The sequence below is a fragment of the Anabaena sp. UHCC 0204 genome (assembly GCF_009711975.1).
Classification (GTDB): domain Bacteria; phylum Cyanobacteriota; class Cyanobacteriia; order Cyanobacteriales; family Nostocaceae; genus Dolichospermum.
This window is the reverse complement of record NZ_VIKW01000003.1, coordinates 97,155-118,714: the sequence shown is the minus strand read 5'-3', so window position 1 is coordinate 118,714 and position 21,560 is coordinate 97,155. Positions and strand designations below refer to the sequence as shown.

19 protein-coding genes are annotated in these 21,560 nt (G+C 38.8%); 13 read left to right on the top strand and 6 right to left on the bottom strand.

Features of this window, described 5'->3' with window-relative positions; all coding sequences use genetic code 11:
• The first annotated feature begins 13 nt into the window (after positions 1 to 13).
• A complete protein-coding gene (locus FJR04_RS03395; protein WP_168491818.1) occupies positions 14 to 736 on the top strand; it encodes an MBL fold metallo-hydrolase in 723 nt (240 codons plus the stop codon).
• 31 nt (positions 737 to 767) lie between these two features.
• On the opposite strand, the gene ctpA is transcribed toward FJR04_RS03395, so the two are convergent.
• Complete coding sequence (ctpA, locus tag FJR04_RS03390; RefSeq protein WP_217359209.1) at positions 768 to 2,000, bottom strand: carboxyl-terminal processing protease CtpA; 1,233 nt, start codon at positions 1,998 to 2,000, stop codon at positions 768 to 770.
• Positions 2,001 to 2,379: 379 nt separating this feature from the next.
• Here ctpA and petB point away from each other — a divergent pair, with 379 nt between their 5' ends.
• The 5 genes from petB to FJR04_RS03365 all read left to right on the top strand — a co-directional run bounded on the left by petB (position 2,380) and on the right by FJR04_RS03365 (position 6,359).
• Positions 2,380 to 3,027: a cytochrome b6 gene (gene petB / locus FJR04_RS03385; RefSeq protein WP_168491816.1), complete on the top strand. Its 648-nt coding sequence runs from the start codon at positions 2,380 to 2,382 to the stop codon at positions 3,025 to 3,027.
• A gap of 199 nt (positions 3,028 to 3,226) precedes the next feature.
• Positions 3,227 to 3,709: a cytochrome b6-f complex subunit IV gene (petD, locus tag FJR04_RS03380; RefSeq protein ID WP_168491814.1), complete on the top strand. Its 483-nt coding sequence runs from the start codon at positions 3,227 to 3,229 to the stop codon at positions 3,707 to 3,709.
• A gap of 457 nt (positions 3,710 to 4,166) precedes the next feature.
• Entirely contained in the window at positions 4,167 to 4,610 is a 444-nt protein-coding gene (locus FJR04_RS03375) for an anti-sigma regulatory factor (RefSeq protein WP_168491812.1), read from the top strand.
• Positions 4,611 to 4,804: 194 nt separating this feature from the next.
• Positions 4,805 to 5,950, top strand: coding sequence for a glycosyltransferase family 4 protein (locus FJR04_RS03370; protein WP_168491810.1), 1,146 nt, complete (start codon positions 4,805 to 4,807; stop codon positions 5,948 to 5,950).
• Between the two features lie 37 nt (positions 5,951 to 5,987).
• Positions 5,988 to 6,359 carry a hypothetical protein gene (locus FJR04_RS03365; protein ID WP_168491809.1) on the top strand — a complete coding sequence of 124 codons (372 nt, stop codon included), beginning with the start codon at positions 5,988 to 5,990 and terminating at the stop codon, positions 6,357 to 6,359.
• A gap of 45 nt (positions 6,360 to 6,404) precedes the next feature.
• On the opposite strand, the gene rimI is transcribed toward FJR04_RS03365, so the two are convergent.
• Positions 6,405 to 6,902, bottom strand: a complete 498-nt coding sequence (gene rimI / locus FJR04_RS03360; protein ID WP_168491808.1) for a ribosomal protein S18-alanine N-acetyltransferase — start codon at positions 6,900 to 6,902, stop codon at positions 6,405 to 6,407.
• A 111-nt stretch (positions 6,903 to 7,013) separates the two neighbouring features.
• On the opposite strand from rimI, the gene lysA reads away from it, so the two are divergent.
• From lysA to FJR04_RS03345, 3 genes are all read left to right on the top strand, one after another.
• Positions 7,014 to 8,426, top strand: coding sequence for a diaminopimelate decarboxylase (lysA, locus tag FJR04_RS03355; RefSeq protein WP_168491807.1), 1,413 nt, complete (start codon positions 7,014 to 7,016; stop codon positions 8,424 to 8,426).
• Positions 8,427 to 8,519: 93 nt separating this feature from the next.
• Positions 8,520 to 9,488, top strand: coding sequence for a diadenylate cyclase CdaA (gene cdaA, locus FJR04_RS03350; protein ID WP_168491806.1), 969 nt, complete (start codon positions 8,520 to 8,522; stop codon positions 9,486 to 9,488).
• Positions 9,485 to 10,234, top strand: a complete 750-nt coding sequence (locus FJR04_RS03345) for an isoprenyl transferase (RefSeq protein WP_168491804.1) — start codon at positions 9,485 to 9,487, stop codon at positions 10,232 to 10,234. The genes cdaA and FJR04_RS03345 overlap by 4 nt, the downstream gene beginning before the upstream one ends.
• A gap of 58 nt (positions 10,235 to 10,292) precedes the next feature.
• Here the strand turns inward: FJR04_RS03345 and FJR04_RS03340 are convergent, their stop codons facing one another.
• The 4 genes from FJR04_RS03340 to FJR04_RS03325 form a co-directional block, all read right to left on the bottom strand.
• The gene (locus FJR04_RS03340) at positions 10,293 to 10,559 is read right to left on the bottom strand and encodes a DUF3143 domain-containing protein (protein ID WP_168491802.1); all 267 of its coding nucleotides are present in this window, start codon (positions 10,557 to 10,559) and stop codon (positions 10,293 to 10,295) included.
• Positions 10,560 to 10,613: 54 nt separating this feature from the next.
• On the bottom strand, positions 10,614 to 11,069 hold the full coding sequence (locus tag FJR04_RS03335) for a J domain-containing protein (protein ID WP_168491800.1): 456 nt from the start codon (positions 11,067 to 11,069) through the stop codon (positions 10,614 to 10,616).
• Positions 11,070 to 11,209: 140 nt separating this feature from the next.
• Entirely contained in the window at positions 11,210 to 11,932 is a 723-nt protein-coding gene (locus FJR04_RS26580; protein WP_168491798.1) for a DUF4476 domain-containing protein, read from the bottom strand.
• A gap of 247 nt (positions 11,933 to 12,179) precedes the next feature.
• Complete coding sequence (locus tag FJR04_RS03325; RefSeq protein ID WP_168491797.1) at positions 12,180 to 13,877, bottom strand: iron uptake porin; 1,698 nt, start codon at positions 13,875 to 13,877, stop codon at positions 12,180 to 12,182.
• 113 nt (positions 13,878 to 13,990) lie between these two features.
• On the opposite strand from FJR04_RS03325, the gene FJR04_RS03320 reads away from it, so the two are divergent.
• The 4 genes from FJR04_RS03320 (at position 13,991) to FJR04_RS03305 (ending at position 21,533) form a co-directional block, all read left to right on the top strand.
• Positions 13,991 to 17,194 carry a type 2 lanthipeptide synthetase LanM family protein gene (locus FJR04_RS03320; protein WP_168491795.1) on the top strand — a complete coding sequence of 1,068 codons (3,204 nt, stop codon included), beginning with the start codon at positions 13,991 to 13,993 and terminating at the stop codon, positions 17,192 to 17,194.
• 38 nt (positions 17,195 to 17,232) lie between these two features.
• Positions 17,233 to 19,377: a peptidase domain-containing ABC transporter gene (locus FJR04_RS03315; RefSeq protein ID WP_168491793.1), complete on the top strand. Its 2,145-nt coding sequence runs from the start codon at positions 17,233 to 17,235 to the stop codon at positions 19,375 to 19,377.
• Positions 19,378 to 19,552: 175 nt separating this feature from the next.
• Positions 19,553 to 19,774: a mersacidin/lichenicidin family type 2 lantibiotic gene (locus FJR04_RS03310; RefSeq protein ID WP_168491791.1), complete on the top strand. Its 222-nt coding sequence runs from the start codon at positions 19,553 to 19,555 to the stop codon at positions 19,772 to 19,774.
• Positions 19,775 to 20,039: 265 nt separating this feature from the next.
• Positions 20,040 to 21,533, top strand: coding sequence for a biotin/lipoyl-binding protein (locus FJR04_RS03305; RefSeq protein WP_168491789.1), 1,494 nt, complete (start codon positions 20,040 to 20,042; stop codon positions 21,531 to 21,533).
• Positions 21,534 to 21,560 lie beyond the last annotated feature (27 nt).

The window sequence follows — 21,560 nt, the reverse complement described above, 5'->3', positions numbered from 1 at the left end:
TCCTTTTTCATTTATGTCTCAACAGTCTAGTCATAAGACTAAAGCACCACGGTTGATATTTTCAAAAAGTACATCTACAGAGGAAAACCCTCTAAATTTGACACCCCACAGTATTTTTGCTTTTCCACCTAATCGGGACACTTTAGGAGGGACTTCTTACTTCATTGTGACAAATGAAGGGAATATTCTCATAGATTGCCCAGCTTTAGAACAGATAAACCAGGATTTTTTGTCTTTACATGGGGGAGTCAGGTGGTTTTTTCTCAGCCATCGTGGTGCTATTGGCAAAGCCGCAGAATATCAGCAAATCTTAAATTGCGAAATTCTGATTCAAGAACAAGAAGCTTATTTATTGCCTGGTTTAACTGTCACCACTTTTACAGATGAGTTCACTCTCAATGCCACAACACAAATAATTTGGACACCAGGCCATTCTCCAGGCTCTTCTTGTTTATACTATCGTGAATTTGACGGCGTATTATTTTCTGGGCGGCATTTACTTCCTAACCAGTCTGGTGAACCTGTGCCACTACGCACTTCTAAAACTTTTCATTGGACAAGACAACTTAAAAGCATTCAATTGGTGTGCGATCGCTTGACACCAGAAACTCTATATTACATTTGTCCAGGAGCTAATACAGGCTACCTCAGAGGTAAACCCTGTATAGATCAAGCTTACCAAAAAATCACAAACTTGAATTTAGCAACTTTGCGAGAAATGCAACCAATCTTGTAATTGTCAATTATCAATTGTCAATTATCAATTGTCAATTATTTAACAGTTCCATAGCTGCTTGATATTGAGCATCTGCTTCTGTGCCGATTTGCTCACGCTTGATGGATTGTTGGGGGATTATTTGATCTGGCTTGATTCCCAATTTATTAATATCTCGATGGTTGGGAGTTTCATATTTAGCAATTGTGACTGCCAAACCAGAACCATCGGATAATTCAAACAAAGATTGAATTAAACCCTTACCATAAGTAGTTTCGCCTACTAACTGGGCGCGATGATTATCTTGTAATGCACCGGCTAGAATTTCACTAGAACTGGCAGTTCCTTGATTGACTAGAATCACCAAAGGATCTTTTGTAAGGGCTGGTCCAAAGGCTTCATAAGTCCCCTGAATGCCTTGACGATTGACAGTGTAAACAATTGTGCCAGAATCTAACCAAAGACGAGCCACTTCAATTCCAGCTTGTAAGAGTCCACCGGGATTATTTCTTAAATCAAGAATATAGGCAGAAGCGCCATTTTTTTCTAAAATAGAAATAGCGTGTGCCAACTCCGTCACAGCATTAGCATTAAATTGACTCAAGGCGAGATAACCAATCTTGTTACCTTGAGGGGATAATCGCAAGTCAGATATAACAGGATTAAGAGCAATGCGATCGCGCACCAAGATCACTTCTTGATCTTGTTCGCCTTCCCGGCCAATTAAGAGAGTGACAACGCTGCCAATAGGTCCACGCATTCGCGCCGCAGCCTCATCAAGAGTCAGATTCTCTGTAGATAAACCCTCAATTTGCAAAATGCGATCGCGTGGCTTTAAACCGGCTTTTTGAGCTGGAGAATCCTCAATAGGCGTAATTACTTCCAAACCACCAGTTTGGGGATTGAGAGCAATTTGTAAACCCACACCTGTCAGTTCTCCAGAAGTGCTAACTTGCAAACTGCGATATTTTTCAGGTTCAAGAAAACGAGTAAAAGGATCATCCAGACTTTTAAGCATCTCCTGAATAGTTGCATAAGCATCTTCCTGGTTAGCAAAATGATTTTTCAGCGCCTTTTGTCGTACATCAATCCAGCTTTGATGGTTAAAAGTACCATCTAGATAAGAGCGATTAACAATTCGCCACACTTCATAAACCAGCTTCTGTTCTTGTGTCAAAGCTGAAGCGGGAGAAATATATGCTCCAAACACCAAGGAAAAAAGCAATAATAGTGAACATCCTAGCCGCCCAACCCGCTTGTTAATCAACCCTATTTTCAGTTCCATCTCAGACTCAAATTCCCTAAAACTTTCTATGATGCTCAGTTGTTGATGAAATCTATCTCTCGACTATGTTACTTTTTTTATAGAAGAAGTGCATTCTTCTCATAAAGTTGTTAATCCAACTTTTTCCTGATCAACGATAAAATCTTCTTTGGAGTCAACATTGTTAAAGTTGACTGGCAAAGACTAGAGACAGGAAGATTTCTCGAAAATAGGGTGAGTTACACCCAAATCTACGCTCGTGGACAAGTAAAAGCATAGTGCTTTTGGATGAAGCGAGAAGCGAACCCTCTAACTGAGGTTAGTTGAATAGTCGGTCATGACTAAGCTTCGCATAACAAAACTTATCAACCGCAATCTATTTTTAGGAACTTAGGATTGTATGGCCAACGTTTATGACTGGTTTGAGGAACGCTTGGATCTCCAAGAGATTGCTGATGATATCACCACCAAATACGTTCCTCCCCACGTTAACATCTTCTACTGCTTGGGTGGAATTACCCTAGTTTGCTTCCTGATCCAGTTCGCCACTGGATTTGCGATGACATTCTACTACAAGCCTACAGTCGCCGAAGCTTTCTCCTCCGTAGAGTACATCATGAATGAAGTCAACTTTGGTTGGCTAATTCGCTCCATTCACCGCTGGTCTGCCAGCATGATGGTATTGATGATGATTCTGCACACCTTCCGCGTTTACCTAACAGGTGGTTTCAAAAAGCCCCGCGAATTGACTTGGGTAAGTGGTGTCATCCTCGCAGTAATCACAGTTTCCTTCGGTGTAACCGGCTACTCTCTACCTTGGGATCAAGTTGGTTATTGGGCTGTAAAAATTGTTAGTGGTGTACCAGAAGCAATTCCCGTAGTCGGCGTTCTGATCTCCGATTTATTACGTGGTGGTTCTAGTGTTGGTCAAGCTACACTCACTCGCTACTATAGCGCCCACACATTCGTTCTCCCTTGGTTAATTGCCGTCTTCATGTTGTTCCACTTCTTGATGATTCGCAAACAAGGTATTTCTGGACCTTTGTAATCAAAGTTATTAGCAAACAGGCATAACTCAGTTTCCAGATCATCGTAGTTTGTTTTAAACTGAGAAAAAATAACTTGTAAGTTGTAGACAACCACTACTATCTGAAAATTGAGCTAGTTGAAAGCTGCAAAGTGCCTGTATAGCTGATAGCTTTCACCAATGCTTTAACTTAACTTCAAGCTGGAGAGCGCATTCCCAAATGTCAACACAAAAAAAGCCGGATCTGAGCGATCCTCAATTAAGAGCTAAACTTGCCCAAGGCATGGGTCATAACTACTATGGTGAACCAGCTTGGCCTAACGATTTGCTGTATATATTTCCTGTGGTAATCATGGGTTCTTTTGCCTGTATTGTGGCTCTAGCAACTCTAGATCCCGCTATGATAGGTGAACCAGCTAATCCTTTTGCTACTCCCTTAGAAATTTTACCAGAGTGGTATTTATACCCTGTGTTCCAAATTCTGCGCTCACTACCTAGTAAACTATTAGGTGTGTTAGCAATGGCTTCTGTACCCTTGGGACTAATTCTTGTTCCCTTCTTGGAAAACGTCAATAAGTTCCAAAACCCCTTCCGTCGTCCTGTCGCAACAACAGTATTTCTTTTTGGTACTCTTGTTACCCTGTGGCTAGGTGTGGGTGCTGCACTTCCATTAGATAAATCCTTAACTTTAGGATTGTTCTAAGGTAAGTTTCAGTCAAAACTAAACCTGGTAACGTCTGTGATTTTCAAGAGCGTATACGGGATAATATCTGACAAACAAATAGCCGCAAGTCTTTTATGGTCTACTTGTTACTGATATTTCAAAAGAGATATGCTTTTGAAAATCAACAGGCGTTAACTAATCTGGGATTGTGGAGGGAAAATTTTGAGATTAGTGGAAATATCCCCAATCTCAAATCACCACCCAACTTTCCCAAATCTAAGATGTAAAAATTTTAATTTTTGGATATGTAGCAATTATCAGGGAGATTAAGACTTGAACTGTTTTTGTCAGCGCACTATCAGTCTTGAGCAAAAAAAATATCCCCAAAAATTTTTAATCTTGTCACCTGCTATAATCACTATTCAAAAATGTAAAATCATCAAATTACCAAGAAACACAAATACTTTTCACTTACTTTCTATTCAAGTTACGGTCAATGCTTAGCATAGTGCAGCAAGACCATCGAACGGTCAAGAGCGATCTGAAGCTCTTGAACCAAGTGCAACAATGGTTTGAAGAATTTTGTCAGCAATATTTACCTAAATATGGCTGGTCAGACAGCCAACTTTATCGTCTCAATCTAGCCTTAGCAGAAGGCTTTACCAACGCCGTTCGTCATGCTCATCATTCTTTACCACCGGAAACAACTATAGAAATTCAAGTCAGTCTATGGACTGATAGACTGGAAATGAGAATTTGGGATTATGGAAATCCATTTAATCCTGATGTCATCACTGAACCAGAACCGGGGACTCTACAAGTAGGTGGGTATGGATGGTTTTTACTCCGACGCTTGGCAGATAGAGTTGTTTATGAACGTGATTCTAATAATAGAAACTGTTTATTAATTGTTAAATATTGTCTGGAACAACAACACTAGTACAGCTTGGCGGAATTAAAAATTAAAAATTAAAAAAGGAGATTACGTCAGCTTTTTAGGAATTTTTGAGGGTTGCTTGATTGACACCATTGTGTAATTATGATATGGCAAAGCGGAATATATTCAATTATTTGATACATTTGGCTCAATTAATTCAGAATCTTTTTCCGCACCAAAATTAATTAATATTTAAAATGCTAGTTAAAAATAAAACTAATCATGTATTCCTGTTTTTAGAGATTTTCCGCCAGGAAGGTGGTGTGCAATCTTATGTTAAGGATATTTTAGGAGCATATTTGCAGTTAGAGGATATTTATCAAGCAGATGTATTTCTGTTGCGAGATAGTCCCAATTGTGACAACCCTTTTGCATCAGAACGGTTAAAATTTCACTATTTCCAAAGTAATTCTCCTACTACAGGAAGAGTCAAATTAGCATTATCTCTATTATGGTTTTTGTGGAAAAAAAGACCTGAACACGTTTTTTGTGGACATATTAAACTAGCCGTTTTGACAAAAACTTTATGCGAGTTATTAGGAATTCCCTATACTGTTTTAACTTATGGAAAAGAAGTCTGGGAAGTTCTGAAAAGTCAAGAAAGACAAGCTTTGGCTTCATCCTCTAGCATTTGGACAATTAGCCGTTATAGTCGAGACTGTGCTTGTGCTGCTAATGGTATAGACCCTAATAAAGTGAAGATGTTACCTTGTGCTATTGATGGAAATAAATTTACTCCCGGTCTTAAGTCACCAGAATTAATGACAAAGTATGGCTTAAATAATGCCAAAGTATTAGTGACAGTGACGCGGTTGTGGTCTGGGGATATTTATAAAGGCGTAGATATAACAATTAGAGCGTTACCACAGATATTAAAGGTATTTGCCGATGTTAAATATTTGGTGATTGGTCGTGGTGATGATCAACCTAGATTAGCAAAATTAGCACAAGATTTAGGTGTGAGCGATCGCGTGATCTTTGCTGGATTTGTACCTACAGAAGAATTAATATTTCACTATCGTCTCGCTGATGCCTATATTATGCCTTCACAAGAAGGCTTTGGTATTGTCTATTTAGAAGCTATGGCTTGTGGAATACCCGTATTATCAGGAGATAATGATGGCTCTGCTGATCCCTTACAGGATGGTAAACTGGGTTGGAGAGTTCCACACCGTGATGCTGATGCAGTAGCAGCAGCTTGTATAGAAATACTTCAAGGTGATGATCAACGTTGTCATGGAACATGGCTACGAGAACAGGCGATCGCTGCATTTGGGATAGAGACTTTCCCACTGCGGTTACAAGAAATCCTGCTTTGCTCATCTTCCATAACCAAGAGCTAAACTCGCTATCCTAGAGTTAGAAGCAAAAATTTGAGATATGAGCTTGAAAAACTTGCAATTCAATTTTGAAAAAATCCGCCCTTGGCTGACCCTGTTAGCAATTGCCTGGTTATTAGCATCATTAGGCTTGGGCTGGTTAGTTAATTCTTTAGTAATTATTTTTGGGTTATTGTTATTTTTACCTGTGGTAGCATTCTTTGGATTTCGCTGGTGGTTAGAAAAGAATCTAGTCACTGACAAGTGTCCTGTCTGTGGATATGAAGTAACAGGTGTAAATAACAGTCAGGTACAGTGTACCAACTGTGGTGAGCGGCTATTAGTTAAAAATAGTCAATTTCAACGTTTTACACCAGAAGGAACAATTGATGTGACAGCGGTTGAAGTTCAAGCCCAATCATTGGAAGATTAATCATTTAGGCAGTTGTTAAATTAGGAATTTCCGAATAAGGTATTGCTATGATTGATCCAAATTTTGGAGAAAATGTGGCTGCTGTAGTTCAGAAAGCCAAAGAATCAACGCATCCTCATTGTTATCTTTGTAATAACCCCGTCGTTTTCCCGCAGTTTTGAACCCAAACTTTTGGTATAAGGAAATAGCAATGTAGTTAGAATCGCGGACTTCGAGAGTAGCTCGTTCCAAACCGATATCGGCAGCCGTCCGCAGTAGAGAATACAATATAGCCTTGCCTAACCCTTGTCCATGATAGAGGGGATGAACAGCCAAAATTGTAATGTGTGCTTCCTCTAAAATTGACCAAAAGCAACCCATTCCCAATAGTTCAGAGTCATTAAAAGGTGAAAATAAACCCAAAAAATGACTATTAGGACTTTCTAACTCCCGGAGGTAGCCTTCCATAGTCCACAAACCATTAAAACAGGCTTTATCCAGTTCTAACAATTCAGTTAAATTGTCTGTAGTTAAAGATTGAATTTTTAAGTCTGATGAAATCACTATTTTTGAGGATTGAGGAAGGTTAATTATCCATTACCAATGAGAGGGTAAACTGGGAATGGGGACATATACTCATGCCCTGAATTTTCACAAAGACAACTCTTATTAATTATGGTATCGACTCACCCCGTCGAAGTTCAACTTTCTGGCCGTCAATATTTACAGAAACAGCATAGTAACAGTGCTGATGTTTCACCCAACCAACAACTCTTACCCTTGACAGCTAGAGTTAATCATCATGACAACCTAGAAATCGGTGGGTGTGATGTAACAACTCTAGTCGAACAGTTTGGTTCACCTTTATATATTTTAGATGAAGAAACCCTGCGGACAGCTTGTAGGCAATATCGAGACACCTTTAAGGAATACTACAAAGGGGAATCTCAGGTACTTTATGCTTCTAAAGCCTGGAATTGTCTAGCAGTTTGTGCCATTGTTGCCTCAGAAGGATTAGGAATTGATGTAGTATCTGGTGGTGAACTTTATACTGCGCTGAATGCGGGTATGAGTCCCAGCAAAATTTATTTACATGGAAATAACAAATCTCATGATGAGTTGATTTTAGCAATTGAATCTGGTTGTACTATTGTTGCGGATAACTGGCACGAATTACATACTTTGGTAAAAATAGCCGGGGAGCAAACAGAAAATTCTGCTTCTTCGCCTATTCGGGTCATGCTACGCTTAACTCCGGGAATAGAATGTCACACTCACGAATATATTCGCACTGGACATTTAGATAGTAAATTTGGTTTTGACCCCAATGATTTACAAGAAGTTTTTGCTTTTGTCAGTCAACAAGCTAGTTTAAACTGTGTGGGGTTACACGCTCATATTGGTTCACAAATTTTTGAACGCCAACCACATAGAGATTTAGCGGCTGTGATGGTGCAATGGTTAAGGGATGCGGCTAAACATGGTTTGACAGTGACCGAATTAAATGTGGGTGGTGGTTTAGGGATTAAATATATAGAATCTGATGATCCCCCTAGCATTGCTGAATGGTCAAAGGCGATTTGTGAAGTAGTGCAAGCAGCTTGTATATCGGAAAATCTGCCTTTACCAAAGTTACTCTGTGAGCCAGGGCGATCGCTCGTTGCCACAGCTTGCGTTACAGCTTACACCATTGGTGCGACCAAAGTCATTCCCGAAATTCGCACCTACGTAGCTATTGATGGCGGAATGTCAGATAATCCCCGTCCTATCACCTACCAATCGGTTTATCGGGCGGTAGTTGCTAATAAAATATCCGCTCCCTGCACTGAAACAGTCACATTGGCTGGTAAACATTGTGAATCAGGAGATATTCTGATTAAAAATGCCCAACTGCCAAAAACTGAAGCAAATGATATTCTCGTCGTTATGGGAACTGGTGCATACAATTACAGTATGGCATCTAACTATAATCGCCTCCCCCGACCGGCGGCTGTTGTAGTGGCAAATGGCGAGGCAAATTTAATTTTGCAGCGCGAAACTTATCAAGACTTGATTCGACAAGATTGCCTACCGGAAAGACTTAAATAGTTCGTAGTCAGTGGTCAGTGATCAGTGGTTAAAAAATCACAACTGACAACTGACAACTGACAACTGACAAATGACTATAAGAATCCAGATGTCATGAGAGATTGGTGGAAGCAATGGCTGATAAACCTGGGAGATTGGTCACAGTCCTTGCTCCTTGGGACTCTGGATATGATGTTAGTCCTGGCACTGACATACATGATCCTAGTGATTATTAGTGAACGGCGCACGTTATGGATGGTGCGAGGGTTTATAGTTCTCATGCTCTGTTCGGCACTCAGCGGCAGGTTAGGATTACCGCTGCTAAATTTTGTCCTGGAAAAATTGGTGATTGGCTGTGCTGTGGCTATGGCGGTGGCACTCCAATCAGAATTCCGCCGCTTTTTGGAACAATTGGGACGTGGTGAATTTTGGCAGTTGTTTCACAATAATCGCTTGGCGATTCCTAAGTCCGATAGTGTGATTGATGAAATTGTGGAAGCAGTTAAAGAATTATCGAAAAACCGAATTGGTGCTTTACTAATATTAGAAACTACTGGGCCAATTGATGAACAAGATTTCTCAGTTCCAGGAGTAAAGCTAAATGCCGAAGTTTCTAAAGAACTGATACAAACTATTTTTCAACCGAAAACTTTGTTACATGATGGAGCAACGTTAATTCGTGGTTCACGGATTGTATCATCAGGTATAATTTTACCACTTTCAGGACGTACAGCCTCGCGTCAGTTGGGAACACGCCATCGGGCAGCAATGGGAATTACGGAAAGGGTCGAAAATTGTATTTGTGTCGTTGTATCAGAAGAAACGGGTTCTATTTCCTTAGCGGAACAAGGAACTCTATATAGACCACTAACTATTAAAAAGCTTAAAGAGTCCTTAGAAGCTCGATTTTCTCCAACTGTAGATCGGGAAGCTGTAGCTCCTGGTATTTTAAGTTTAGTTCGTCAGCTTGGTGGTCAGTCACTAAAATTAATTTCTCGTTTACTTAGATTACCTTGTCTAAGACAAGCTACACGTAGCTTGCTTCCCCCTCGGGATACGACCGCTTCTCAAGATAAAAAATGACAACACAACAAACTGAATTGCAATATTTACCTCTTGACTTAAAACGAGAATTACTACCCCAGCACGTCGCAGTAATTATGGACGGTAATGGTCGCTGGGCAAAACGTCAAGGTTTACCGCGGATTATGGGTCATAAGGCTGGTGTAAATGCTCTCAAGGATTTACTGCACTGTTGCAAGGACTGGGGGATTAAGGCACTAACGGCTTATGCTTTTTCAACTGAGAACTGGAAGAGACCACAGGAAGAAGTGGAGTTTTTAATGACTCTATTCCAGCGAGTTTTGCGACAAGAACTGCGGGAAATGGTAGAGGAAAATGTGCAAATTCAGTTTGTGGGTAATTTGTCAGCTTTGCCACAGGCACTCCAGACGGAAATTTCCCGTTCCATGGCTCAAACTAAGGATAATTCCAGTATCCGCTTTACAATAGCGACTAATTATGGGGGTAGACAGGAGATTTTACAAGCTTGTCGAGCGATCGCTCAAAAGGTCAAAGAAGGTTTTTTACAGCCTGATGAAATTTCTGAACAAGTATTTGAAGCTCATCTCTACACAGCAGGAATAGCAGATCCCGATTTACTAATTCGTACCAGTGGAGAAATGCGGTTATCGAATTTCTTACTTTGGCAAATGGCCTATGGAGAAATTTATATTACTGATACTCTTTGGCCAGATTTTGACCGTGGTGAATTTCACCGGGCTTTATGTGCTTATCAGCAACGGGAACGACGGTTTGGGAAAATTTAGAAACAGGTAGCACAAAGCAGAGGAAGACAAGGTAAGGCTAATTTAAAAATTACCCCATTTATGGTCCGGCAAAAACTGCTTCTTGGATATCTTCCCGACTGAGGGAATATTTAAAAGAACGTTGAATATCTTGAGTTTTTACTCCTACTTGGAAATATCGAACTGTGATTTGTTCAGTATCTAACCAAAGTTCTGCTTCCCAACTTGATTTTTGAATCCGCCAACAATGTAGCTGGTTTTCGTCTTGTTGACAGCCTTGGTTTTTTAGCCATTGTTCAATTTGTGGTAGAGGATGACTATATAGGGGTGTATCGGCAGGAAGCATAAGCAATTAAAAATTTCTAAATTATTAGTTATTCAAGGTAATGAGAAGTTGGATTTAGACAATTGCTTTTCCTCTTAGGAAGGCTATGGCGATCGCTAGTAGTAAACAACCCACAATGGTTAAACTTAACACAAATAATACAAATATTTCTCCTGATGACAGGGGGCGATCGCTTGCATCCAGATACATTGATTTTGAGTAATCATAAGGTTTATGTACAGACTGGTTTAAATCTGTTGGTGTTTGAATTACCCCAAAGCGAGAATAGCCAATTTTCACATCATAACTTAAACGCCTTTCTGGATGACTGAGGGTGGCGTAAGCTTCGTTAATTTTCTGAAATTTTTCAGTAGCAATACTAGCAGGTAATTCCGTTGTATCTGGATGATACTGTTTACTAAGTTCTCTGTAAACGCGACGAATATCAATCACCGACGCGGAAGGATGCAATCCTAGCAGGGAATAATATGTAGTGTTGCCACCTGGTAGCTTTGTCCCGTTTGGAGTCACGGCTTTGATTCACTTTACTCAAATTCAGTTTTTTATATTTTAAATCTTTTATGAATTTCCGCGCCGCAAATCTTCATACTTTCAACCCCCATCTTCAGATGGGGAGTTGAATATAGTTTATTTTCTGCCATTATCGCCAATTATTTATTTGATAAATTAGCAATCTGACGGCGTAATTCCCGGCGCTGGCTCTCAAAAGTAAAAGTCTGCTCAACTACAAACCAGTTACCACGATCTACAACTTGGGGATATAGTAACACTGCTGCCGATATCTTACGACTCTCAAAATTGATCTTTTTGACAATTTGAGTTGCTTGGGCTGCTGTAAAGTAGTTTTGGGGAACTGCCTGAGCTAGGAATTCCAGTGGATTAGCCCAATTACGCTCCAGAGCATCTATTAGTTGCCCAAAAGCAGCATCACTGATAGGGGTTGAGGTAGATTGAGACACTGTAGTTGTACGAGACTCATCTATGTCTTTGACAATAGAATTGAATACAGAATTAAAGTTAGCCGTAGACACACCATTTGTCCCAGCAACCATTAATACCGCTTCCGATAACTGAGGATTAATCCGGCGACAGTAAACGGTAGCAGTTATATCTCTTCCTTGAGCATTAATCGAGTTTTGTCTGGTATTTTGACGCACCAAACCAGATCGCTTAATGGCAGTTTCGGCCTGGTTGAGACAAGTAGATAAATTGCCATTTACTTCTAAAAACTCATAGAGGAGTTGCGGCGATGCTTGAGCGGGTAGACTCCATCCTGCTATTCCTAAACTGAGGAGCAGAGTACCCAGATACTTATTCAGATAAGCGTTGGTGGAAATTGGTATCATGTGAATTTTGTACAGAGGGTAAGTCACTCGATTTTGGATTTACAATTTTGGATTTTGGATTTTGGATTGACGTTAGCGAAGCGTACGCAGCGCAGCGAGTATTTTTCCGTCAGTAGAGGATGGGGAATCTATACCAAATTTTCTCATCTAAAATCTAAAATCTAAAATCTAAAATTCCCGGTCATAGTAACTTATATTACCCCAATTTCTTAAATGACAACATCCGTGTCAAAATGCTCGCCTTTTTTCTCAGCCATGTTAACCAAAAGCTGAATTAAAACGTGAATGTTGTCCTCACCGTACCAATGACGACATCAGGATTATTACTGGTTTGGTTGGGAGCTACTAACCAAATTACACCAGGTGTAATGGAAATATTATTATTCAATTTATACTTATAAAAAGCTTCCAAATGCAACGGTGTGGTACGATTGGGGATAGTGCTAATTACGTCAGTTGCACCACCGAAGAAGGGTCGAAAAGCAGGTCTAGCGATACCGGAACGAGTCGCATGGGGAGGAACACCGACGACAATACCTCCCAGATTACCTTCTTTACCCAAATCAGGAAAGGCTAGAGCGATCGCATAACTGTAAATATCTGCACTCTCACTATCTGAACCTGCTGATTTCCCTTGTACATTAGTATACATAAACCAACTATTCACCGCAAATTTGGGCGAAACTCTCCATAAACCCGCTACCCCATAGGAATTTGTCCCAATTCGGCTATTATCCGCTGTTAAATTCGGAGAGTTTGCCGAAATTGTCCCCACATCATTGAGAAAAATCGGCGCTCCCGCAGTATAGTTATTAACGTAAGTTAAGCCAAAAGCTAAATTTCTGCTTGGTTGGATACTTAATTGCGTCAAAGCTGAATAACGACCATTAAACAAACCTCCGGCCGTTGTCCCATTACTGCTATTAGGAGTTAAATCTTCTGGACTATTAGCATTTGCGGCTAAATAGCCTAAACTCAAGTTAATACCCGGATTCAATTCATAATTCAAGCCCAAACCCGCACCTTGTGAACCAATACGGTAAATGGGGCTATATTGAGCAAAGGTAGAAAGCGAACCAGAACCCCCATCTTCATCACCAATTGTACTAAAGATATTCGGTAAATAGTCTACGTGTTCACCCCGATTTGCAAATACAGCCGCTCGTAATTTGTTACTTACTGGAAACTTATAACTAACCGTCCCTAATTCTACACTACCAGCTTGATCAGGAAACTCTTGATTAAAGGTTTGTCCACCTTCTGGTGTCGTTTGTCTGCTTCTTAACTGCGCTAATACAGGATCTGCACCATAGCGAAAACCTCCCGCCCTTTGGGGGTGTGGAGTGCTACCTGCTTGGAGTCTAATTTTTAGCTCGTCTTGACCTGTAAAACTACTGACTAAGTTAAGACGGACTCTGTTAGCGAAAATAGTGCTGTTGCGAGGTACACCCACGCCAAAAGGATCACTATCTCCACTTAAAACATCAGTAATGGCAAAAATCGCTTCACCGGAAAGTTTGGTAGTTGTGGAAAATTGCTGACTTTCTAAAATTTCGGCGCGGTTTTCTACAGCATCCACCCGCCCGCGTAAAGTGGCTAATTCTGGGGTAAATTCCTCTTTTAGGCGTTGGATAGGAAGTAAATCTTCTTTTTGAACTAAATCAGCAGTTGATGTGGCTATTAGCTCATTAATTCTGTCTAAACAAGCATTTAAACCAGCAGCAAATTCATAACGAGTCATAGCGCGGTTTCCCCGGAATGTCCCGTTGGGATACCCTGCTACACAACCATACCGTTCTACTAAAGATTGTAAAGCACTAAAAGCCCAATCTGTCGGTTGTACGTCAGACAACTGAGATACAGAAGTTACTTGTGCTAAATCATCATTTTCTGCTATTTCACTACCCCATGCTACTGAAGAAATCAAAACTACTGGGGTTGCTAAGACTAAACCTAAGAAAACTTTTAACATCACATCCTCACTGATACACCCTCATCTGAATCTGCTTTACACAGATAGCCAGATAATGATAATTATTATCATAGTTAAGCGATCGTGTAAACACTGAGTAAGTTTCTGAGAAGATGAAAAAAGTCAACTGTCAAGATTCCGCTTGGTTTCGTGCTATGTCATTAAAGGAACGAATTGCAGTTAGTTCCGATGAGTTGGTGTATGATGTTGAGTTGGGATTAAAAAGAATTAAATTTTGGAAATCGGAATCAAGCTTTGCAGACACGGATTTATTTGCCAAAAAACTAGCACTAGAAGGAATTAACGAAGCGCAACTTTGTCGTATTTTGGGACAAACGGTAGATTCTATACCTTTGCAATGGGTAAAAGAGATTCAGCAAAGTTATAAACATTTAGACGATAAAGATATTGGAACGCTATTATCGAGTTCTAGTTTATCTACACATCCTAATTTTGGGTTTTTGAATGCGATCGCTCCTTTGCTTGCTCAAGGTATGATTAAATTAGAAACTGGATTAAATAATATACAAAATCTTCCTGAAAATTTAAGTGATATTCATGATGTTTTATTAGAGGGATTACCAGAACAACTGCTATTAATGGTAAATGCAACCTTAGTATTAGAAATGAATGTAGCCAGATTACAAGGTTTGTTAACGGGTGATAATGCTCAATCAAGATTTTCCAGCTTTATACAACGTTTGAAAAATCCCGAAGTGCAACTAGCATTGTGGGAAGAATACCCGGTTTTAGCTAGACAAGTTTTAGAAACAATTAATCGCTGGGTAGAAAATAGCTTAGAATTTATTCAGCATTTTTGCCATGATTGGGTAGATATTTGTTACCAATTTCAACCACCAGCAAACCCTGAAAAATTAGTTAAAGTTAAATGGGGAGCGGGTGACAGCCATAATAATGGTAAGTCAGTTATTATACTAGAATTTGCCAGCGGTTGGCAGTTAGTTTATAAGCCGAGATCATTAGCAGTAGATGTGCATTTTCAAGAACTGCTGTTGTGGTTAAATGCAAAAGGCTTTAAACCAAATTTTCCAACTTTAAAGATTTTAAATCGGGATAATTACGGTTGGGTAGAATTTGTTAACTTTAAAGAATGTCATTCAGCAGATGAATTAAAGAGATTTTATCAGCGTCAAGGTGGATATTTAGGATTGTTGTATAGCTTAGAAGCTACAGACTTTCACTTTGAAAACTTAATTGCAGCGGGAGAATCTCCCATTTTAATTGATTTAGAATCTTTATTTCATCCTCGTCATGAGATAACAACCACAGCAGCAGATACTTTGGATAGAGAGATGGTTGCAGATTCTGTATTGCGTGTTGGTTTGTTACCGCAGATAGCCTGGGGAAATACGGAAACTGCGGGAATTGATATGAGTGGTTTAGGGGGTGCTGGAGGACAGTTGACACCGGAAAAAGTCCCGAAACTGGTGCAGGTAGGGACAGATATGATGCGAGTTGAACGTCAACAGGCCGTTATTCCAGGTAGCCAAAACCGTCCCCAATTAAATCAGCAGGAAGTGAATGTTTGGGAATATACAGAAGATATAATCAATGGATTTAAAACAGTTTATGAGATTTTATTAAAATATCGGCAAGAATTAACGGAGATTTTAACGCAGTTTGCAGAAGATGAAGTGCGGGTGGTGATGCGTGCGAGTAGAATCTATGCTTTGTTACTGCGAGAAAGTTATCATCCTGATTTTTTACGAGATGGCTTAGAGAGCGTTAGCGAAGCTTACCGAAGGTATCGCTTATTTGATAAACTTTGGATAGATGTCAAAAACCGTCCGCAACTGAGCCAAATCATTTCCGCAGAACAAGACGCACTGTGGAAAAACGATATTCCCCTATTTACAACGTATCCCCATTCCCGCGATTTATATCATCGAGACACAGATTTACACATCACTAACTTTTTCAACGAATCAGGAATTGAATTAGTACATCATCGCTTAAATAAACTCAGCGAAAAAGATTTACAACGACAAACATGGTTTATTCAAGCAGCTTTAGCTACTCTAGAAATGAGTAAAACTGCGGATAATCATCAAATTAAATTAGGAAAAAAACCTCGCAAAATCCAAGTTACTAACCCAACCACAAAAAACCAATTCTTAGAAGCAGCCTGTAAAATTGGCGACCATTTAGAACTCCTAGCGCACAAAAACGGTGAATTTGTGAACTGGATGGGATTAAGCGTTACCCCTAATCAACAGTGGACATTATCACCTTTAGGGACAGACTTATATGCAGGTATACCCGGAGTAGTTTTATTTCTCGCATATCTGGGGAAAATTACTCAAAATGATAGCTATACAAACCTAGCCAAAACAGCCCTAAACACCCTTAAAGACAAGCTTAATAGAGATTCCGACTCAATTAAATTCATCGGCGGATTTAGTGGTTGGGGAGGGATAATTTACACCTTTACCCATTTAGGAATATTATGGCGAGAACCAGGTTTAATTGCAGATGCTTTTATATTAGTTGAACAGTTACCACCCTTAATTGAGCAAGATCAACAACTAGATATAATTGCTGGTGCTGCTGGTTGTATTGGTAGCTTACTGAGTTTTTATAGAATTTTTCCAGATCAAATTATTCTTGATGTTGCTATACAATGCGGGGAACACCTCCTCACCCAAGCCCAAATTACAGATACTGGTATCGGTTGGCAATCTCCAGCCAGCGAAAATCAACCCTTAACAGGATTTGCACATGGTGGTGCTGGCTTTGCTTGGGCGTTGTGGAAATTGGCTGTAACTACCAAAAAACAAGAATTTCAAACCGCAGCCATAGCAGCAATTAACTACGAACGCAGTCATTTTCACCCCAGTACAGGTAACTGGTTAGATTTACGGCAAGAGAAGGTAAAAAATAGTTCAATGATAGCATGGTGTAGCGGTGCGCCCGGAATTGGTTTAGGACGTTTGGGTATCCCAGGGAATGCACTGAATTTAATCATGTATAAAGAAATTAAAACCGCCATTGAAACCACCATCAAACAAGGATTTGGTGATAACCATTGTCTCTGTCATGGAGACTTAGGAAACATTGACTTATTATTAATAGCAAATGCAAAATTAGATTACCCAGAAATCGCCAGAAAGATCGAAAAAATCGCTTCCCAAATATTAGACGATATCCAAAAAAATCACCTGCAGTGTGGTGTTCCATTAGGAATAGAAACCCCAGGATTAATGACAGGTTTAGCGGGTATTGGTTACGGACTTTTACGCCTTTATCAACCCGAAATGATCCCTTCCATTCTCCTACTTGAACCACCCAAACAATAATCTTAATCTTTGCGTCTTTGCGCCTTTGCGTGATCAAAATGAAATACCCAATAATTTTACAACATAACGAAGAAGATTGTGGACCAGCTTGTTTAGCAACCATCTGCAAATATTACGGACAATTATTCACAATTACCCGTGTCCGTGAAGCCTCTGGAACAGGACAATTAGGAACAACATTACTCAATCTCAAACAAGGAGCGCAGGTATTAGGATTTAATGCGAGGGGTGTTAAAGCTGCTTTAGAATTAGTAGATAAAAAACAAATTCCTCTTCCAGCAATTATATATTGGAAAGGTAATCATTGGACTGTTTTATATGGGCGTAAAAATCAAAAATATATCTTAGCTGATCCTTTAGTTGGAGTAAGATATTTAACTAAAGAAGCCTTATTAACTGGTTGGACTAATAGTGTTATGCTACTATTAGAACCCCGTGTAGATTTTCTAGAACAAGCAGATGATCGGGAAAAGTTGGGAGGGTTTAAAAAATTAATCCAGCGTCTTTTTAACTATCGCTTTATCCTTGCAGAAGCCTTATTATTAAATTTTGTCGTCGGGTTACTTTCCCTATTATCACCATTTTTAATTCAAATTCTTACTGATGATGTTTTAGTGCGTGGAGACACCCAATTACTTACAGCGATTGCATTAGGAATATTAACAATGAGTTTTATTAGTAGCTGTTTACAATGGGTGCAAGGAAATTTAGTATCCTATTTTGCCCATCGTTTAGAATTAGATTTAGTATGGGAATTTGCTAGAAATATTTTACGTTTACCCTTATCTTATTATGAATCTCGTCGCAGTGGGGAAGTAGTTAGTAGATTACGAGATATTCAAACCATTAATCAATTGGTTTCTCAAGTTGGGGTAAACTTACCAAGTCAATTATTAATTGCCATAACTTCTTTGATTCTGATGTTATTCTACAATTCTCAACTGACTTTAATATCCATATTCATAGCTATTATTATGACTTTCTCAACAGTGCTTTATTTCCCCACTTTACAGCAAAAAATCCGTACTGTTATGGGTTTAGCTTCCGAAAACCAAGGTGTATTAGTTGAAACTTTTAAAGGTGCATTAGTTGTGAAAACCACCAATGCTGCACCAGAATTTTGGCAAGAATTTCAAACTCGCTACGGAAGACAATCAAATTTAATGTTTCGCACTGTCCAAATTGTTTTAACAAATACGATTTTTTCTAATTGGGTATCTACTGCTGGTGGAATTATTCTGCTATGGTATGGAAGTATTTTAGTTATTAATCGAGAGCTTTCTATCGGTCAATTATTAGCTTTTAATAGTTTAAATGCCAATATTCTAGGTTTAGTAAATACCTGCGTTCGCTTCATTACTGACTTTACTCGCGCTCAAGCTGCAACTGAAAGATTAAATGAGGTAATTAACTCAACTCCTGAATTTTCAGAAGTCAGTCAAAAACCTTTTGTAAATATTCCCGACAACGCGGAGATTGTTTGTAAAGATATCAATTTTCATCATGCTGGTAGAGTTGATTTATTAAAAGACTTTTCTTTAACTTTACCAGGAGGAAAAGTCATTGCAATTATCGGTAAATCTGGATGTGGTAAAAGTACCTTAGCAAAATTAATTGCTAGTTTATATCATCCCCAGTCTGGGAATATTCGCATTCATCATTACAACCTTTCTGATATTAATCCTAGCTGCTTACGTCAACAAATAGTATTAATTCCTCAAGATGCAAATTTTTGGAGTCGTTCTATTTTAGATAACTTATCTCTTGGTCTTCCCCAGGTGAATTTTGAGCAAATAGTCACCGCTTGTCAAGTTGCAGATGCAGATAATTTTATTAGTAAATTACCCGAAAAATATCAAACTATTTTAGGTGAATTTGGAGCGAATCTTTCCGGTGGACAAAAACAAAGATTAGCTATAGCAAGAGGAATTATTACTAATCCTCCCATCTTGATTTTAGATGAATCTACCGCAGGTTTAGATCCCCTTAGTGAAAGTTTAGTTTTAGATCAATTACTCACTTATCGTCAAGGTAAAACTACTATTTTGATTAGTCATCGTCCAAGAGTAATTAAACGCGCAGATTGGATTGTCCTGTTAGATGCTGGACAATTAAAACTACAAGGTACTCCTGCGGAACTACTGAGCATAGCAGGTGAGCATTTAGAGTTTTTAATTCCCTAACCTGTACTTAAGCAGATTTACTGTACACGGATAGATTACTTGACATTTTTAATGAGAATGATTATTATTCTGGAGTTGGTGAAAATGTCATCAATCATACTTTGACAACTGCGACTTCTGGGGAATATTTCGCTATTTCCTAGTTAAGACGTAGAATTTTTTAATGAGGTAAAATATGTCTAATCTAGATATCATTCGCGCTTGGAAAGACGAGGAATATCGTCATAGCTTAAGTGCTGAACAACAGGAACAGCTACCAGCAAACCCCGCTGGTTTAGTTGAACTTAATGATGAAGATATGTCCTCGGTTTCTGGTGGTTGTACAACCTGTGGAGATCCTTTCCACACATTATGGGTAGGTTGTAAACCTATTGGAGCAGAAGAACTCAGCTTCTAATTTAGTTGAGGAATATTTCAGGATATTCAACTTTTTCATAAAAACAGGAGCAGCAGGTTATACCATTTTGAACTGGAGATTTGATTTTCAACTAATCACTATTTCTACAAATTGGTATCTATATGAAAATGGTTGAATATCCTGAATTAAAATAAGCATCCCCAATAATTAAACTTAGTTAATATTTTAATTTCTCTCTGCGTCTGGAGCGTCTCTGCGTGAAATAAAAAAATGTACTTCATAAAAAATACCTTGTATATTAACAATGAATCAAACAATTCCCACTTTTTTACCAACTGCAAAATCAGATGAATACTTACCTAACATTGCTATTTGGACAAGATTAGGAGGATTATTTTTAGTTGGTGTTGTTGGTGCTGCTGTGACTATTTCTGCTTTCACAAAATATCAGCAAACTGTCAAAGTATCTGCTACTGTTCGTCCTATTGGTGAAGTACGAATAGTGGAAGCTGCAATAGAAGGAACTGTTAAAAAAATCTCTGTTAAAGAAAATCAAATAGTCAAACAAGGTGATGTTTTAGTAATTCTGGATGATACCCAATTACAAAATCAAAAAAATCAACTTCAAGGAAATGTGCAAAAATCTCAATTACAGTTTGCACAATTAGATGCTCAAATTCAGGCTTTAAATCGGCAAATTGCGACAGAAACAGAAAGAAATCAACGCCTTGTTGCATCTGCTTTAGCTGAACTACAGGGTACAGAAAGAGATTATCAAGAGAGAAAAGTAGCTGTTAGTAGTGAATGGGAAGAAGCACAAGCTAATATAAAGATTGCTAAAAATGAATTACTGCGAGTAAGATTAGAATTGCAGTCAATTCAGGCTAATTTAGAAAGTGCAGAAGCAGGATTAAAAGCCGCAATAGTCAAACGTTTACGTTATGAAGATATAGCTAAAACTGGTTCAATTTCCCAAAATCAATTAGAAGAAGTTCAACTAGCTGCAATTCAACAAGCACAAATTGTAGAATCACAAAAAGCCACATTAGCAAGTCAAAAACAAGTTATTCAACAAACACAACAAGCTTTAACATCTGCGATCGCTAGAAGTAAAAAAGCTGATTCATCTCTCAATCCGAGTAATGCAGTAATTTCCATCGCTGAAGAAAAAATAGCTACTGAACGCGCTAATGGTAAAACTAATTTAGCGAGATTACAGCAAGAAAAAGACAGTTTAATTCAACGTCAACTTGAAATTCAAAGCCAGATAAATAACACCGAAAAAGAACTCAAACAAGTTTTAACACAAATTCAAAAAACAATAATTCGCGCTGCTGCAACTGGAACTATTTTAAAATTAGATTTGCGAAATCCTGGACAGGTAGTAAATCCTGGTAGTTCTATTGCTCAAATTGCTCCCAGTCATACCCCTTTAATTATTAAAGCTCGTGTCGCTACTGCTGATATTAGTAAAGTCTTTGTTTGCAATTCTCAAGAAGTTGTAAATTGCCAAATAGGCAAAGTAAAAATGCGATTTTCTGCCTATCCTTACCCTGATTATGGTATACTTGAAGGTGCAGTGAGGTCAATTACAGCAGATGTGATTTTACCCCAGGGGAATAACACAGGAGAATCTTATTTTGAAGTAACAATTGAACCCGAAAAGCTACATTTGCAAAGAGATTTACAAAAATATCCCATTCAAGCGGGAATGGAAGTGGTGGCAGATATTATTGCTGAGGAAGAGACCGTATTAACATTTATTTTGAGAAAAACCAGATTATTGACGAACTTATAAAAAGTATGAGGAGGGTTATTTTACCCA

Excerpts from the sequence above, each read along its gene's own strand:
- FJR04_RS03345 (WP_168491804.1), top strand. The coding sequence starts at position 9,485 with ATGACAACACAACAAACTGAATTGCAATATTTACCTCTTGACTTAAAA.
- FJR04_RS03375 (WP_168491812.1), top strand. The coding sequence starts at position 4,167 with ATGCTTAGCATAGTGCAGCAAGACCATCGAACGGTCAAGAGCGATCTG.
- petB (WP_168491816.1), top strand. The coding sequence starts at position 2,380 with ATGGCCAACGTTTATGACTGGTTTGAGGAACGCTTGGATCTCCAAGAG.
- ctpA (WP_217359209.1), bottom strand. The coding sequence starts at position 2,000 with ATGGAACTGAAAATAGGGTTGATTAACAAGCGGGTTGGGCGGCTAGGA.
- FJR04_RS03325 (WP_168491797.1), bottom strand. The coding sequence starts at position 13,877 with ATGTTAAAAGTTTTCTTAGGTTTAGTCTTAGCAACCCCAGTAGTTTTG.
- FJR04_RS03370 (WP_168491810.1), top strand. The coding sequence starts at position 4,805 with ATGCTAGTTAAAAATAAAACTAATCATGTATTCCTGTTTTTAGAGATT.
- FJR04_RS03310 (WP_168491791.1), top strand. The coding sequence starts at position 19,553 with ATGTCTAATCTAGATATCATTCGCGCTTGGAAAGACGAGGAATATCGT.
- FJR04_RS03320 (WP_168491795.1), top strand. The coding sequence starts at position 13,991 with ATGAAAAAAGTCAACTGTCAAGATTCCGCTTGGTTTCGTGCTATGTCA.
- cdaA (WP_168491806.1), top strand. The coding sequence starts at position 8,520 with ATGAGAGATTGGTGGAAGCAATGGCTGATAAACCTGGGAGATTGGTCA.
- FJR04_RS03305 (WP_168491789.1), top strand. The coding sequence starts at position 20,040 with ATGAATCAAACAATTCCCACTTTTTTACCAACTGCAAAATCAGATGAA.
- FJR04_RS03365 (WP_168491809.1), top strand. The coding sequence starts at position 5,988 with ATGAGCTTGAAAAACTTGCAATTCAATTTTGAAAAAATCCGCCCTTGG.
- FJR04_RS03340 (WP_168491802.1), bottom strand. The coding sequence starts at position 10,559 with ATGCTTCCTGCCGATACACCCCTATATAGTCATCCTCTACCACAAATT.
- lysA (WP_168491807.1), top strand. The coding sequence starts at position 7,014 with ATGGTATCGACTCACCCCGTCGAAGTTCAACTTTCTGGCCGTCAATAT.
- FJR04_RS03395 (WP_168491818.1), top strand. The coding sequence starts at position 14 with ATGTCTCAACAGTCTAGTCATAAGACTAAAGCACCACGGTTGATATTT.
- petD (WP_168491814.1), top strand. The coding sequence starts at position 3,227 with ATGTCAACACAAAAAAAGCCGGATCTGAGCGATCCTCAATTAAGAGCT.
- FJR04_RS03315 (WP_168491793.1), top strand. The coding sequence starts at position 17,233 with ATGAAATACCCAATAATTTTACAACATAACGAAGAAGATTGTGGACCA.